Source organism: Nostoc sp. C96 (genome assembly GCF_059384975.1).
This window is the reverse complement of the sequence record NZ_CM182020.1, coordinates 1,011,394-1,027,426: the sequence shown is the minus strand read 5'-3', so window position 1 is coordinate 1,027,426 and position 16,033 is coordinate 1,011,394. Positions and strand designations below refer to the sequence as shown.

Genomic DNA, 16,033 nt, shown 5'->3' with positions numbered 1-16,033 from the left:
TCTCTCATTCCTCTTCTTAAGGTGTTGGAAGAGGACGACGCTGAAAATATTTACCTAACCTAGATTTTAAAGGCTCAGTTTCTGGTTTTTCAGGAACTTCTGTAACTTGAGGTGTAGGTATTACCTCCGGTGCTGGTGTTGGCGACTCAGTAGCTTGAGTTGTGGGTATTACCTCCGGTGTTGGCGAATCAGTCACTTGAGGTGTAGGTATTACTTCTGGTGCTGGTACTGGCGACTCAGTAGCTTGAGGTGTAGGTATTACCTCCGGTGCTGGTGTTGGAGACTCAGTAGCTTGAGGTGTGGGTATTACCTCCAGTGCTGGCGACTCAGTAGCTTGAGGTGTGGGTATTACTTCTGGTGCTGGTACTGGCGACTCAGTAGCTTGAGGTGTAGGTATTACCTCCGGTGCTGGTACTGGCGACTCAGTAGCTTGAGTTGTGGGTATTACCTCCGGTGCTGGCGACTCAGTCACTTGAGGTGTAGGTGTTACTTCTGGCTGTGGTAACTCAGTCGGTTGAGGGTGAACTACCTCTGGAATTTCACGTTGTGGAATTATTTCTGGTTCTGGTGTCGGTGTGGGAACTAATGGCTGAGGAATGTAACTTTGATCTACAATGCTGCGTACTTCATCAGCCTTAAGTTCATCTCTAATAATTCGAGAAAGTGTGTCTTTACCCTTTGGTTGGTAGTTAACCAATCTCACACTAGTGTTAAAGGCATTTTTGACAGTGTTACCTTGGTTATCTAAAAATTCCAGCTTCACCCAATTATTTCCAGGTTGGAAGCCTTTGAGGTAAACTGCTTGCCAGCGATCGAAAACAAAGCTTTCACCATTAATTGTGCAACGGATGCGCCAATCACTGAACAGGTCATTGGGATTATCTGTAGATCCTAAACGCAGTGGGGCGTTAGTTAAATAAAAGTCCAGCAAAATTGGTTCAGCGCCATAACTACCTTGCGGAGTGCTGTAAGTTAGCAAGGGCAAGCTAGAATCAGGACTGTTATCATCCGTTTTAGTAAAAATGTGAAATGTAGTCTGAGCATAAGCACCTTCATTTTTAAAGCTTTCACCCCAAGGACGAGCAGCAAACACACGTACAGTATGTGTACCTGGAGATAAATCCGACAAAACCAAGGGCTGGCTTAAATCGTACACAGGGATGTAAGGCTGATTATCCAAAATTACGTGGAGATGAGGGCCTAATTGCAACTTTGGGTCTTTAAATACAGGTAAATCTTTTACCTGAAACTGAACTTTAACTTTCGTATCTGGGATGATTTCCTCAAGTTGAGGTGTGACTATAGTCACCTGGGGGCGATACACTTCTAAGGTTGAACGCAGTTCTTGAATCACCTCTGGTGGTGCAACTTCAGTAAATTGCTGCGAAGTCGGTTGAGATTTTTCTGTAGGGCTAATAGATACGTCTTGACTAACAGCTTTCTCTGCACAACTGTTTAAATTCAAGACAAATACTAGTATGATTAGCCACTTAATAATAGTCAGACTCCTGGGGAGGATCTGTTTTAAAGTCTTCGCACACCACAAATTCATGCCTTAAACCCAGTTATAGTCTGCAAAACTGCAAAATCATTTTGTCCTAACCTGCCCATCGGACACCATAGCCTAAAAGGTAAAGTTTTGCTCAGGTACTATGTATTTTTTTAAATGCTAGGACAGCAGTAATCTTTTTGACAATTTTCGCTTACAGAGGTCTTACTCTCGTACCAAAAATGTATATAGCTGGAGTCTAGAATACTGAGTTGGTACATATTATATCCATGAATCATAAATTTAACGAATTGTTATTCTTTGTAAATTAAATGAAGAAAGTATTGACTTTTTGCTCAGGAGTTTAAAGATAAAAGCTAGATCAGACAATTAATTTGGCGATTTTGAATTATTGTTAAAATCTCTCCAACAATGTACAAGTAAAGACTTTATAATTCAACAGAAACAAACTTCCACATAGCGTCTTCATCGCTCCTCCAGCCACTATCTGGAGAAGGCGACTAAAGATCACATTGTGGTTTCATGATTCCTCATTCCTTATCACCAGAGGAGGTCGAATGACGATTAGTCCTCCGGAGCGAGAGGAAAAGAAAGCCAGAGTGATAGTTGATAAAGACCCGGTACCAACCTCATTTGAAAAATGGGCATTGCCAGGACACTTCGACAGAACTCTAGCTAGAGGCCCCAAAACCACCACCTGGATTTGGAACCTCCACGCTCTCGCCCACGATTTTGATACTCATACAAGCGATTTAGAAGACATTTCCCGCAAGATATTTGCGGCTCACTTCGGACACCTGGCCGTTGTGACCATCTGGTTAAGCGGGATGATATTCCACGGCGCGAAGTTTTCTAACTACGAAGCCTGGTTAAGTGATCCGTTGAACGTGAGACCCAGTGCTCAAGTCGTTTGGCCCATTGTTGGACAAGACATTTTAAATGGTGATGTCGGTGGAGGATTCCACGGTATTCAGATCACCTCTGGCTTGTTCCAAGTATGGCGTGGCTGGGGTATCACTAACTCCTTCCAGCTTTACTGCACAGCGATTGGCGGCTTGGTATTAGCAGGCTTGTTCTTATTTGCTGGCTGGTTCCACTACCACAAACGCGCTCCCAAACTGGAATGGTTCCAGAATGTGGAGTCGATGTTGAACCACCACCTGCAAGTTCTACTAGGCTGCGGTTCCTTGGGATGGGCTGGACACTTAATTCACGTCTCCGCACCAATCAATAAGCTTTTGGATGCAGGGGTAGCTGTTAAAGATATCCCCTTACCTCATGAGTTCATTCTCAACAAGAGTTTGTTGATAGACCTATTCCCCGGCTTTGCGGCTGGTTTAACACCTTTCTTCACCTTGAACTGGGGTCAGTATGCTGACTTCTTGACCTTCAAGGGCGGTTTAAACCCTGTCACCGGTGGTCTGTGGCTGACTGATATTTCTCATCACCACTTAGCGATCGCTGTACTCTTCATCATTGCTGGTCATCAATACCGCACAAACTGGGGCATTGGTCACAGCATCAAAGAGATCCTCGAAAACCACAAAGGCCCCTTCACCGGGGAAGGTCACAAGGGTCTTTATGAGAACATGACCACCTCTTGGCACGCTCAATTGGCAACTAACCTTGCTTTCTTGGGTTCGCTGACAATCATCATCGCGCATCACATGTACGCGATGCCTCCCTATCCATATTTGGCAACTGACTATGCAACTCAGTTGTGTATCTTCACTCACCACATTTGGATCGGTGGATTCTTGATTGTGGGTGGTGCGGCTCACGCAGCCATCTTCATGGTGCGGGATTACGATCCAGTTGTGAACCAAAACAACGTTCTGGATCGAGTAATTCGTCACCGGGATGCAATTATTTCTCACCTGAACTGGGTTTGTATTTTCCTCGGCTTCCACAGCTTTGGTCTGTACATCCACAACGACACAATGCGTGCCTTGGGCCGTCCCCAAGACATGTTCTCTGACAGCGCAATTCAGTTGCAGCCAGTATTTGCTCAATGGGTGCAAAACTTGCACACCTTGGCTCCTGGTGGCACAGCTCCCAACGCCTTAGAGCCTGTTAGCTATGCGTTTGGCGGCGGTATCTTGGCTGTAGGTGGTAAAGTCGCTATGATGCCCATCGCTTTGGGTACAGCTGACTTCTTGATTCACCACATCCATGCTTTTACCATCCACGTAACTGTTCTGATTCTGCTGAAGGGCGTACTGTTCGCTCGCAGCTCTCGCTTGATCCCCGATAAAGCCAACTTAGGTTTCCGCTTCCCCTGCGACGGCCCAGGCCGTGGTGGTACTTGCCAAGTTTCCGGCTGGGATCATGTGTTCCTCGGATTGTTCTGGATGTATAACTCCCTATCTATTGTGATTTTCCACTTCAGTTGGAAAATGCAATCTGATGTTTGGGGAACTGTAGACGCAGCTGGTAATGTGTCTCATATTACTGGTGGTAACTTTGCCCAAAGTGCCATCACTATCAACGGCTGGTTGCGAGACTTCTTGTGGGCGCAAGCTTCACAAGTAATCAACTCCTACGGTAGTGCTTTGTCTGCTTACGGATTAATGTTCCTAGGCGCTCACTTTGTTTGGGCATTCAGCTTAATGTTCCTGTTCAGTGGTCGTGGCTACTGGCAAGAACTAATTGAGTCCATTGTTTGGGCTCATAATAAACTGAAGGTAGCACCTGCAATCCAACCCCGCGCTCTGAGCATCACTCAAGGCCGTGCTGTTGGTGTAGCTCACTACCTCTTAGGAGGAATCGCTACCACCTGGGCATTCTTCCACGCACACATTCTTTCAGTAGGATAGCAATCAGTTATAAGGAGTGCTGAGTACTGAGTGATGGGTAATTGCTCAAAGCTCAAAACTCAGAACTCCAAAAGCTGATGCCTGATGGCTAAGGGTCAGAGGAAATATCAAAGCTATGGCAACAAAATTTCCAAAATTTAGCCAGGATCTCGCACAGGACCCAACTACGCGTCGCATTTGGTATGCGATCGCGATGGGCAATGATTTTGAAAGCCATGATGGCATGACCGAGGAAAATCTTTACCAAAAGATTTTCGCTACCCACTTCGGACATCTGGCAATCATTTTCCTCTGGGCTTCTAGCCTCCTGTTCCATGTAGCCTGGCAAGGTAACTTTGAACAGTGGATTAAAGATCCTCTACACGTCCGCCCAATTGCCCATGCGATTTGGGATCCCCACTTCGGTAAACCCGCAATTGAAGCTTTTACCCAAGCTGGTGCTAGTAATCCTGTAAACATTGCTTACTCTGGTGTCTACCACTGGTGGTACACCATCGGTATGCGGACAAACCAAGAACTATATGTTGGTTCACTTGGTCTGTTACTATTCGCTGCCCTGTTCTTATTTGCTGGTTGGTTGCACTTGCAACCCAAGTTCCGCCCCAGCCTCGCTTGGTTCAAGAGTGCTGAATCTCGCCTAAACCACCACCTTGCTGGTTTGTTCGGCGTTAGCTCTCTAGCTTGGGCTGGTCACTTGATTCACGTTGCTATCCCCGAATCTCGCGGACAGCACGTAGGTTGGGACAACTTCTTAAGCACTGCCCCCCACCCAGCAGGTTTGCAGCCATTCTTTACAGGTAACTGGAGCGTTTACGCTCAAAACCCAGATACAGCTGGTCATGTATTTAGTACATCCACTGGTGCTGGTACAGCGATTCTGACCTTCTTAGGTGGTTTCCATCCTCAGACAGAATCTCTGTGGTTGACCGACATGGCTCACCACCACTTGGCGATCGCCGTATTGTTCATCGTTGCTGGTCACATGTACCGTACCAACTTTGGTATTGGTCACAGTATCAAAGAAATGATGAATGCCAAAACTTTCTTTGGCAAAAAAGTTGAAGGGCCATTCAACATGCCTCACCAAGGCATTTATGACACCTACAACAATTCCCTGCACTTCCAATTAGGTTGGCACCTAGCTTGTTTAGGTGTTGTTACCTCCTTGGTAGCGCAACACATGTACTCCTTGCCTGCTTACGCGTTCATCGCTAAGGACTACACCACCCAAGCAGCGCTTTACACCCACCACCAGTACATTGCAATTTTCCTGATGGTTGGTGCGTTTGCCCACGGTGCAATTTTCTGGGTACGTGACTACGACCCTGAACAAAACAAAGGCAACGTGCTGGAGCGCGTATTACAGCACAAAGAAGCGATTATCTCTCACCTCAGCTGGGTATCGCTGTTCTTGGGCTTCCATACCCTCGGTTTGTACGTTCATAACGACGTAGTAGTTGCTTTCGGTACTCCTGAAAAGCAAATCCTGATCGAGCCAGTATTTGCTCAATTCATTCAAGCTGCTCACGGTAAAGTGCTTTACGGCTTAGACACCTTGTTGTCTAACCCTGACAGTGTTGCTTACACAGCTTATCCCAACTATGCAAACGTTTGGTTGCCCGGTTGGTTAGATGCCATTAACTCTGGCACCAATTCCTTGTTCTTAACAATTGGCCCTGGCGATTTCTTGGTACACCATGCGATCGCACTAGGTCTGCACACAACCACCCTCATCCTAGTCAAAGGTGCTTTGGATGCTCGTGGTTCTAAATTAATGCCAGACAAAAAAGACTTCGGCTACGCATTCCCTTGCGATGGCCCTGGTCGTGGCGGTACTTGCGACATCTCCGCTTGGGACTCCTTCTACTTAGCTCTGTTCTGGGCATTAAACACAGTAGGTTGGTTAACCTTCTACTGGCACTGGAAACACCTGGGTATTTGGCAAGGTAACGTTGCTCAGTTCAACGAAAACTCTACCTACCTGATGGGCTGGTTCCGTGATTACCTGTGGGCTAACTCTGCACAGTTGATCAACGGTTACAACCCCTACGGTATGAACAACCTGTCTGTTTGGGCTTGGATGTTCCTCTTCGGACACCTAGTTTGGGCAACTGGCTTCATGTTCCTCATCTCTTGGAGAGGATACTGGCAAGAGTTGATCGAAACCTTGGTTTGGGCGCACGAGCGTACTCCTCTAGCTAACCTAGTTCGCTGGAAAGACAAGCCTGTTGCACTCTCCATTGTTCAAGCTCGTTTGGTTGGTCTAGCTCACTTCACAGTTGGCTATGTCCTCACCTACGCCGCCTTCCTCATCGCCTCCACTGCTGGTAAGTTCGGTTGATCTGGCTACTAGTTTTGTTAGGTAACTGAAAAAATCCCCCGCCGTAAGGTGGGGGATTTTTTTTGCTCAACTTTTCAGAACTTTTCCAATTGGTATAGCGGTAGCCAAGTTGGTTAGGACATCGACAAATAATAAAACTTAGACATCACAAAGCTTTTAACCCTGTCACCTATCCCCTGCTATGTAAGTCTGAAAATTCTAAGCTTTGAGGGTAAAGATCTGTTCAATGATGTCTTCCACAACTTTATCGGGTGTAGATGCACCAGAGGTGACACCAACAACGATTTTACCTGGGGGTAGCCAATTTTCAGCGATCGCTAATTCTCCATTTAGCTGGCGATGTTCGATAGCTTTAGCTGATTTAATCCGTTCTACAGCATCAATATGATAAGAAGGAATACCCTTTTCAAAAGCAATTTGTTGTAATTGGGTAGTATTCGATGAGTTAAATCCACCAATCACCACCATTAAATCTAAATCATACTGTACTAATTCCAACATGGCATCTTGCCGTTCTTGGGTAGCATCACAGATAGTATTAAAGCTTTGAAAATGCTGATTCAACTCAGCAGGGCCATACTTGTGCATCATCGTCCGTTCAAACAGCTTACCAATCTGCTCGGTTTCACCTTTTAGCATAGTGGTTTGGTTAGCAATACCCACCCGTTCTAAGTCTCGGTCTGGGTCAAACCCGGCGGAACAAGCTTTAGCAAATTTTTGTAAAAATTCTTCTCGATTTCTACCGTTCAGAATGTAGTCAGCAACGTATTGTGCTTCTTTTAAATTCAAGACAATTAAATATTTGCCTGCAAAGGAACTAGTAGCAACGGTTTCTTCATGTTTATATTTACCGTGAATAATGGAGGTATAATCGATTTTTTTGTGCTTTTCAACGGTATTCCAAACTTTAGAAACCCAAGGACAAGTGGTATCGACGATTTTGCAGCCTTTATCGTGTAATATCTGCATTTCTTGAACACTCGCTCCAAATGCAGGCAAGATAACCACATCATTGGTTTCCACAATAGAAAAGTCTTTTTTACCTGTTTCTACAGGAATAAATTTGACTTCCATTTCCTGCATTCGCTGATTTACCGAAGGATTGTGGATAATTTCGTTAGTAATCCAAATCTGTTCTGTGGGGAAATGCTGACGCGTTTCATAAGCCATAGCGACAGCACGTTCTACACCCCAGCAAAACCCAAAAGCTTGAGCTAGGCGGATGGTAACATCACCACGTTGCAGAGTGTAATTGCGATCGCGGATTTCTTGAATCAAACTGCTTTGATACTCAGATTGCAACTGGGTTGTGACTTCTGCTTGATGACCAAACCCTTTGCGATTGTAATTTTCTGAATGTTGGAGTGTACGTTTAAAAGCTTTTGTATCCATGTTTAATTCTATAATGTCTCCTCTTTCTGATTTTCGCTTGTGGAGACACAATTTAAGTTAAATGTAAAAAGTAAAAAGGCAAAAGATGTTTTTTTGTACTTGTTAAGTTCCTGATTGAGTATAAATCTGCAATGCTGTACGCCAAACCAGATAACCGGCGGGACTCAGGTGTAAACCATCAGTCGAAAGTTCAGGACGAAGATTGCCTTGTTGATTAGTAAATAAGGAATATAAATCTAGATATTTTGCGCCGCGTCTAGCAGCTATGCGTTGTAATTGCTGATTTAATTGGCGAATTCGGCTGTTGGGAAGCAACAGCAATTTATCTCGTCCTTCCCAGGTCGCTTCTTCTGCACCATGTGGCAAAATCGATTGGACAACGATTTGTGCTGTAGGATGAGCTTTGCGGAGGTATTTGATAATTTGTCGCTGATTTTCTAAAATCACCTCATCGCTGTCTCCACGAATGAGGTCATTAATGCCAATCATCACAAAAATGATCTCTGGTTTAGTGCTATCAAATATCTCTAATCTTTTTAAGAGTCCAGTGCTATTTTCGCCAGAAATTGCTTGGTTGAGCCAATATCTATTTTCTGGCAATAATTCTGTCGGAAACCACAGACTGATAGAATCTCCAGCCAGGATACTTAAATGCTCAGGATTTTTCTCGGTAGCGGCTTTAGCTTCTTGTTTGAGAACATCTAACCACTGTTCGTAATTGAGTTGATAATGGCGGCCTAAATCGGGTGTAACAGTTTGGGATGCGTTAACTGTCTGTTGTGGAGGCAAACTACCAAAAACAGCGGTCAATTTCTGCCGTTGCAAAATTAGCAGAATGACCGCCAACATAAGTATGCCGTTGGTTGCCAACGATAACAATGCCCAAATGGGGAAGGTTTTTGCAGAAGTGGTCACGACTAGCGAAATTTGCTGATAATTTGACTCAAATTTTATCCGCTAGTTCGCAAAAGTCACTAAAAAAGTTTTGAGTGGATGATTTGTGAGTACTCAGTACTTTAATTAACAGGCCGATCGCCACCAAATTCGGAGTTGTAACCTTCTTCGCCGTGTTCGTTGATATCCAAACCTTGAATTTCGGCTTCTTCTTTGACCCGTAGACCAACGGTAGCATCGATAACTTTCAGAATAATAAAAGTACCACCTGCGGCGATCGCATACGCAACCAAAATTGCTACTAGTTCTACTCCGAGTTCGCCAAAGTTACCACGCAGTACTCCATCTTTACCACCGCCGTTAACCTGGGTAGTAGCAAATACAGCAGTTAAGATTGCCCCAACTGTACCACCCACACCATGCACAGGATAGGTATCTAAGGCATCGTCGATTTGGAGTTTGTGTTTGAAACTCACTGCATAGAAGCAGACAAAGGAGGTAATAAAACCAATTAAAATTGCGGCTATTGGAGTTACAAAACCTGCGGCTGGGGTAATTCCTACTAGACCAGCAACCGCCCCTGTAGCCGCGCCTACAGCAGTGGGTTTACCTCGTAGTGTTGCTTCTAAAATCAGCCACATCAAAGCCGCCGCCGCCGCCGCAGTATTGGTAGCCACAAAGGCGGTAGTCGCTATGTTAGTGGTTACATCACCAGAAGTGCCACTAGTAACAGATAAAGCACTACCAGCGTTAAAGCCAAACCAACCAAACCACAATAAGCCAGCACCTAACAAAATAAAAGGCACGTTGTGTGGTGGGCTGAGGCGGTCGGGGTGAGTTTTGCGAGGGCCGAGGACTATGGCTGCGACTAACGCCGAAACCCCAGAACTAATATGCACGACTGTCCCACCAGCAAAGTCGAGAGCGCCTAAACCCCCGTATAAGCCGAGAAATCCACCTTTTGACCAGACCATGTGAGCTAAAGGGCTATAAATAAAGGTTGACCACAGTAAAACAAACAAACTGTAGGCACGGAAACTCATCCGTTCGGCGATCGCACCGGAAATCAATGCTGGGGTGATAATAGCAAACATGGCTTGATAAATCATGTATGCCTGATGGGGAATTGTCGCAGCATAAGAAACTACCTCGTTCGGCTCAGAACCTTGGAGATAATTAGTTGTTTCTAGCCCGACACCGTTTAAACCCAGCCATTGTAAACCCCCGATAATGGGGTTTCCTGGTGCAAACGCTAGACTATAGCCCCACAAAACCCAGGTAACACCAACAATTGCCATCAACACAAAGCTCATCATCAAAGTGTTGAGGATATTGCGCGATCGCACAAATCCACCGTAAAAGAACGCTAATCCTGGTGTCATCAACAAAACTAGTGCTGATGATACCAGCATAAATGCTGTATCTCCTGTATCAGCTGTGGGTGGTGCTGCTGATGTTTGGGCAAAAGCATTGCCCATAAACGGCCATCCTAAAAGAAATAGGGCAATAGCCGCGATCGTGAAAACTTTCTTCAACACTTGTTTTTGTCCCCTTCTCTCAGAAGTCCAGATTTTTTGTATACTAAAATACATTGCATTCTTTTTTGCAACTCATTTTTGTCTTGAAAGATACTCAACCAGATTAATTTTCAAAAGATTAACAAAAATATAATCCTTGTGATAGTTGCTAAGACATTAATTAATGTGTATAAGTGTAATTTTTACATTTTTGTTCAAGTCTCATAATTCTGTTTGGTCATAAAAAACTTTTGTATTCGAGTTAGCACTTCTAAAACCGCATCAACAGACAAATTACAAGCAAAATTGCACTTAATTTCGCGGTGTAAACATGATGATTAGGACACTAAGCAATGCTAAGAAAGTACCAATCAAATCATAATTATCAGGCTTGACTTTATCTACTTGCCAACCCCAAAGCATTGCCATTGCGATAAAAACGCCACCATAAGCAGCGTACACTCTACCAAAATTCGCAGGTTGAAAAGTAGAAATTACACCATAAAGAGCTAAAGTAATTCCACCCAAAACCCCTAACCAAAATGACTGGCCTTGCCTTATCCACAACCAAATGAGATAACAGCCACCCAGTTCAAATAAACCAGTCCACACAAAATAAATTAGGGACTTGATCAGATATAAATTTAAAATTTTTCTTTCCAAATAAAAGTCATTAAATGTCAAAATCTCTCGAAAATCACTTTAAACCGTAGTTGACTCAATATTTAATAAAAAAACGCCCTCTACATTCAAGAAAAAAGTTGTAAGGGCGGATGCTGATCAAAAATAAAACTAGAGATTTACCAGCTTATAGAGTACTTGGTATATCACCACCTGATGAAATTCCACTAGAACTTGACCCTTCAGAAAATCCACCAGGACTAGCTTCTTTGAGGAATCCGCTGTAAGCTTCCATACCGTGTTCGCCAATATCTAAGCCTTCTAGTTCTTCTTCTCTGGTGACTCGAATTCCCAAAGTTGCTTTTAGTGCTAACCAGATGATGGTGCTGAGAAGAACAGTTATCCCTCCAACTGCCAGAATACCGACGATTTGGGGAATTAATGTACCAAAACCGCCACCGAAGAATAAACCATGTGGGCCGACTGGTTTACCTGCTAAGTCAACCAGCCAAGGATAGCCACCAGGGCCAACAGAAAATAGACCAACTGCTAAAGTACCCCAAATACCACAAACTAAGTGAACCGAGGTAGCACCTACTGGGTCATCAATGCCGATTTTGTCAAAAAATGGCACAGCAAAAACAACTAAAATGCCCGCAATCAAGCCAATAACTATGGAACTAGGAATGTTGACGTAAGCACAAGATGCTGTAATGCCCACCAAGCCAGCCAAAATACCGTTAATAATCATGGATAAGTCTGGTTTACCCAAGTAAAACCAAGCTGTAGCTGTAGCCGCAATTCCACCAACAGCACCTGCCATATTGGTAGTTAAAGCAATGTGAGTAATTGCATTTGGGTCAGCAGCCATTACGGAACCGGGGTTGAAACCAAACCACCCCAACCACAAAATTAAGCAACCCAACGTGGCAATACTCATGTTGTGACCAGGGAGAGCCACCGCTTGTTTATCTTGATATTTGCCAATGCGTGGCCCAAGAAATGCGGCTCCCATCAACGCAGCCCAGCCACCAACTGAGTGAACTACTGTAGAACCAGCAAAATCCCAAAAACCCATGTCTGCCAACCAACCAGCACCCCAAATCCAGTGTCCGGTGATGGGGTAGGCAATACCTACAAGTAATAGGCTGAAAATTAAGAAGTCAACAAACTTAATCCGTTCAGCAACTGCACCCGACACAATTGTGGCTGCGGTTCCGGCAAACACTAGCTGAAACAAGAATTTGGCTGCTAAAGGAACACCTGTCCAACTGAGGGCGCTAAACACTCCTTGATAAGCGTCACCAGTTGCAGGGCTGTTATCTGCTCCCGATAGAAATAAGCCACTGAGTCCGATGAAGTCATTGCCATCGCCGAACATCAAACCAAAACCGATCGCCCAAAATGCTACGGTCGATAGGGCAAATACAATCAAGTTTTTGGCAAGAACGTTAACGGCGTTCTTTTGACGGCAAAACCCGGTTTCTAACATACAAAAACCGGCGTTCATGAAAAACACTAAAAAGGCAGCGATCGCTACCCATAATGTATCAATAGCAACTTTAAGTTCTGCTGTTGTCGGGCCTGCGGCTGCGGGAGTTTGAGCAACGGCTACATAACCCCAACCCAACACAATTAGACAAGCCAACGGTAAGCAAGCTTGCCAACTGGGAGAAAGCCGCTTAATTGCTAAGGTGAATCGCTTAAATCTTGAGTTAAGTTGTGTGCTTTTTGTGTAATTTCTCGCAGATGATCGCCTAATTTTTGTTTTTGACTTCTGTCTCTGCATGAGTTTGAACATCATCCTCCAAACCATCCTCAAAGGAAAAACATCTAGAGCAAAAAAACTAACGTTGTCAGTTAAATCCAGTGGCTTTTGATATTGATCTTTAAAACCACTTATTTCCACGCCAGAAAACTAAATAGCCCAAGTAGGAGTTTAGACAATTGACTAAACTCTTGTAAATATTTTTTGCTGTTATCCTTAAGAAATTATTATGTATTACCCGAAACAGTCAAGTCTCCTTCACTTAATCTTTAATCTTGGAATTATCTGACTTGGTGTGCTTAACTGCTGGCAATTGTCAATACAATGCGGGTAAAAAATTAAGCAGACAGCGACACATCATTTGCACAATTAATTCAGACTACTGCAAGTTTGCTACTGTGAACTTACAAAAAATTACCTGACAGGAATTATTTAAATACTTCCTGTTGTAAATATTGGTGAATTCACAAATAAATTTGACTGATTCTCTATTTATCAAAAAGGTAATTCTGTATCTTTAGATACTGTTTTTTGATAACTGTTTTTTTACTACTCTAAAATTAAGGAGAGCAAAAAACTACATCCATTACAGAGAATGGATTTATACTCATTGGTAAATAAGATGCAAAAATAATATTAAATTTTTATAAAAAAAATTAATCAACTGTTACTTAATTTTTTTAGTCACAATCATTACTTTTACCAATTCTCTAAAGTGAGGCAACACATTCAAACCCCGAAAACCATGCCAGATATGACTTTCTTAATTACGAATTACGAATTACGAATTGGTATTAAATACAAGGGTGGCAAAAGTCTATCCAACTCTTACAAGCTAAAACACGTCTAAATTACAGAATCACGCGTAAAGGTCGTCCTTGGTCATTTGTATTGACAAGAAGGGACAAATACTTCGGCTTCGCTCAGTACAAGTGACTAATGACAGTCTCAACCAGAGAATTTGCAACTTGAATGCACACCAGCTTACTCCACCCTCCCACACCCTTTATCTGTGGTTAAAGTTCCTCTTTTAAATATTGTTCATAACCTAGCTGCTCTAACTTTGCTTGCTTTGTCATCACCAATTCCGATAGAGATTGGCGGTATTTCTGCACTTTTGCGAGTAAATCTGGTTGATGAGTAGCGAGAATTTGCACAGCTAACAAACCAGCATTCTTCGCATTACCAATGGCTACTGTTGCGACTGGGATACCTGCTGGCATTTGGACAATAGAATATAAAGAATCAACACCTTGTAAATTCCGGGTGGCAACAGGTACACCAATTACAGGTAAAGGTGTGAGGGAGGCTACCATACCTGGGAGATGAGCCGCACCACCAGCACCAGCGATAATTACTTTAATGCCACGTTGATGTGCTGTTTGGGCATATTGCACCATCCTTTCTGGGGTACGATGGGCAGAAACGATCGCTACTTCTGTTTCTACACCAAACTCTGCACAAATAGCGATCGCATCTTTCATAGTGGGCAAATCAGAATCGCTGCCCATGATAATACCGACAAGGGGAGACATAGAATTTTGGATTTTAGATTTGAGATTTTGGCTTAAAGGCTGATTGCGAGATTTACAATCGTGTCAGACTTAGATAAGACTTACGCAAGAAAACGAAAAATTCAAGTTTGAGAGAAGGGTGTAAGAGTATGAGGGTGTAAGAGTGTAGGTGTTCAAAACCCAGACACCCCTAAACCCAGACACCCCCAAACCCGTTCTCCAACAACATTCTTTGGGCGTAAGTTCCGTTAGACTTAGCTACTTTCAGTCCAAGGTGATGACCCAAGCAACACACAAACCCATCGCTTCAAATGTAGATATTATCAATGCGCGTGTACCTGGTTATCAAGATTTACAAATGCTCTTAGTTAACCACGAAGGTGTGATTGAGCAAATCTTGCCAATGAATACGGTATGCAAACGAGTTCCTCACCCCGATGTACAAATATGGGATGTAGCTGGTGACTGGATTTCGTTAGGTGGTGTTGATTTACAGATTAACGGGGCTTTAGGTTTGGCATTTCCCGAATTAACAGCCGAAAATGCCTATATGCTGCCAAAAATTTCCCAATATTTGTGGGATGTTGGGGTTGATGCTTATGTCCCGACATTAGTAACAACTTCAGTAGAAAATTTTCAGCGATCGCTGGCTATCATTGCTGATTTTGCTTCTAGTTCAACAGTTGGCGCAGAAATTCTCGGTGTACATCTAGAAGGGCCATTTTTGAATTACGGGAAGCGTGGCGCACACCCAGCGGAATATCTCTTACCTTTGACAATTGAAGAAGTTAAAAGGGTGTTGGGCAATTATGCCTCGACTGTCAAAATTATTACCCTAGCGCCAGAGTTAGACCCTAGCGGCGAGGTCATAGCATATTTGCATTCTTTAGGTATCACTGTCAGTTTAGGACATTCTCAGGCAACGGCTGACCAATCCCAAGAAGCCTTTAATTTGGGTGCAACAATGGTGACTCATGCCTTCAATGCTATGCCACCGTTACACCACCGCGAACCGGGATTATTAGGAGCAGCAATTACCAATCCCAATGTGATGTGTGGCTTTATTGCCGACGGACAACATGTTGCGCCAACAATGCTCAAAATTCTCTTGCGGGCAACTCAAGAACTATTCTTAGTGAGCGATGCCTTAGCACCCTTGGGTTTACCCGATGGCGTATATCCTTGGGACAGCCGACATATCGAGGTTAAACGTGGTACAGCCCGGCTACTAGATGGCACATTAACAGGGACAACTTTGCCATTATTTGTGGGAGTGCAGAATTTAGTGAAGTGGGGAATTTGTGATGTCGAAAGAGCGATCGCTTTAGCTACAGATGCACCCAGAAAAGCCATCAATTTACCTGTAATTTCTCCCGGTCAACAAGCTAGTTTACTACGTTGGCATTGGCATGAGACAATCCAAGAACTAACTTGGCAGCGATTATATAACAGAGGATAGGAGACTGACTCCTAACTTCTATTGGTATAAAAAAAGAGTGGGAGTAGGCATATCAAGCGCCTAATTCTCCCACTCAACATTTGCTACTGTAGAGTCCAGGAATATGTACAAACATTGCCCTTTTATTTAGGGGGCTAAGTTGTACGAAAATAGCAATATTTATACATATTGAATCCCGGTTGTAGCAAATGTAAAGCCTGA

General features: G+C 43.7%; 10 protein-coding genes. 3 read left to right on the top strand and 7 right to left on the bottom strand.

Annotated features, from left to right (window positions below; translation table 11 throughout):
- Positions 1–16: 16 nt before the first annotated feature.
- Positions 17–1,552 (bottom strand): hypothetical protein, encoded by a 1,536-nt coding sequence (locus AC504W_RS04445; RefSeq protein WP_494876453.1) that lies wholly within the window; start codon positions 1,550–1,552, stop codon positions 17–19.
- Positions 1,553–2,067: 515 nt separating this feature from the next.
- Here AC504W_RS04445 and psaA point away from each other — a divergent pair.
- Entirely contained in the window at positions 2,068–4,326 is a 2,259-nt protein-coding gene (gene psaA / locus AC504W_RS04440) for a photosystem I core protein PsaA (RefSeq protein WP_494876451.1), read from the top strand.
- 115 nt (positions 4,327–4,441) lie between these two features.
- Positions 4,442–6,667, top strand: a complete 2,226-nt coding sequence (psaB, locus tag AC504W_RS04435; RefSeq protein WP_096583568.1) for a photosystem I core protein PsaB — start codon at positions 4,442–4,444, stop codon at positions 6,665–6,667.
- Positions 6,668–6,865: 198 nt separating this feature from the next.
- On the opposite strand, the gene AC504W_RS04430 is transcribed toward psaB, so the two are convergent.
- The 6 genes from AC504W_RS04430 to purE all read right to left on the bottom strand — a co-directional run bounded on the left by AC504W_RS04430 (position 6,866) and on the right by purE (position 14,394).
- On the bottom strand, positions 6,866–8,059 hold the full coding sequence (locus AC504W_RS04430) for a 4-hydroxy-3-methylbut-2-enyl diphosphate reductase (RefSeq protein ID WP_494876450.1): 1,194 nt from the start codon (positions 8,057–8,059) through the stop codon (positions 6,866–6,868).
- Between the two features lie 102 nt (positions 8,060–8,161).
- Complete coding sequence (locus tag AC504W_RS04425) at positions 8,162–8,974, bottom strand: SGNH/GDSL hydrolase family protein (protein ID WP_096583572.1); 813 nt, start codon at positions 8,972–8,974, stop codon at positions 8,162–8,164.
- Positions 8,975–9,075: 101 nt separating this feature from the next.
- Positions 9,076–10,431 (bottom strand): ammonium transporter, encoded by a 1,356-nt coding sequence (locus tag AC504W_RS04420; protein ID WP_494878561.1) that lies wholly within the window; start codon positions 10,429–10,431, stop codon positions 9,076–9,078.
- A 351-nt stretch (positions 10,432–10,782) separates the two neighbouring features.
- Positions 10,783–11,106, bottom strand: coding sequence for a YnfA family protein (locus tag AC504W_RS04415; protein WP_494878560.1), 324 nt, complete (start codon positions 11,104–11,106; stop codon positions 10,783–10,785).
- Positions 11,107–11,278: 172 nt separating this feature from the next.
- Entirely contained in the window at positions 11,279–12,880 is a 1,602-nt protein-coding gene (locus tag AC504W_RS04410) for an ammonium transporter (protein ID WP_494878559.1), read from the bottom strand.
- 995 nt (positions 12,881–13,875) lie between these two features.
- On the bottom strand, positions 13,876–14,394 hold the full coding sequence (purE, locus tag AC504W_RS04405; RefSeq protein ID WP_494876448.1) for a 5-(carboxyamino)imidazole ribonucleotide mutase: 519 nt from the start codon (positions 14,392–14,394) through the stop codon (positions 13,876–13,878).
- A gap of 256 nt (positions 14,395–14,650) precedes the next feature.
- Here purE and nagA point away from each other — a divergent pair, with 256 nt between their 5' ends.
- On the top strand, positions 14,651–15,832 hold the full coding sequence (gene nagA / locus AC504W_RS04400) for an N-acetylglucosamine-6-phosphate deacetylase (RefSeq protein ID WP_494878558.1): 1,182 nt from the start codon (positions 14,651–14,653) through the stop codon (positions 15,830–15,832).
- Positions 15,833–16,033: the final 201 nt, after the last annotated feature.

Bases quoted from the DNA above. Each gene is read 5' to 3' on its own strand.
- AC504W_RS04445 (WP_494876453.1), bottom strand. From the start codon at position 1,552: ATGAATTTGTGGTGTGCGAAGACTTTAAAACAGATCCTCCCCAGGAGT.
- AC504W_RS04430 (WP_494876450.1), bottom strand. From the start codon at position 8,059: ATGGATACAAAAGCTTTTAAACGTACACTCCAACATTCAGAAAATTAC.
- purE (WP_494876448.1), bottom strand. From the start codon at position 14,394: ATGTCTCCCCTTGTCGGTATTATCATGGGCAGCGATTCTGATTTGCCC.
- AC504W_RS04410 (WP_494878559.1), bottom strand. From the start codon at position 12,880: ATGCAGAGACAGAAGTCAAAAACAAAAATTAGGCGATCATCTGCGAGA.
- psaA (WP_494876451.1), top strand. From the start codon at position 2,068: ATGACGATTAGTCCTCCGGAGCGAGAGGAAAAGAAAGCCAGAGTGATA.
- nagA (WP_494878558.1), top strand. From the start codon at position 14,651: ATGACCCAAGCAACACACAAACCCATCGCTTCAAATGTAGATATTATC.
- psaB (WP_096583568.1), top strand. From the start codon at position 4,442: ATGGCAACAAAATTTCCAAAATTTAGCCAGGATCTCGCACAGGACCCA.
- AC504W_RS04420 (WP_494878561.1), bottom strand. From the start codon at position 10,431: ATGGGCAATGCTTTTGCCCAAACATCAGCAGCACCACCCACAGCTGAT.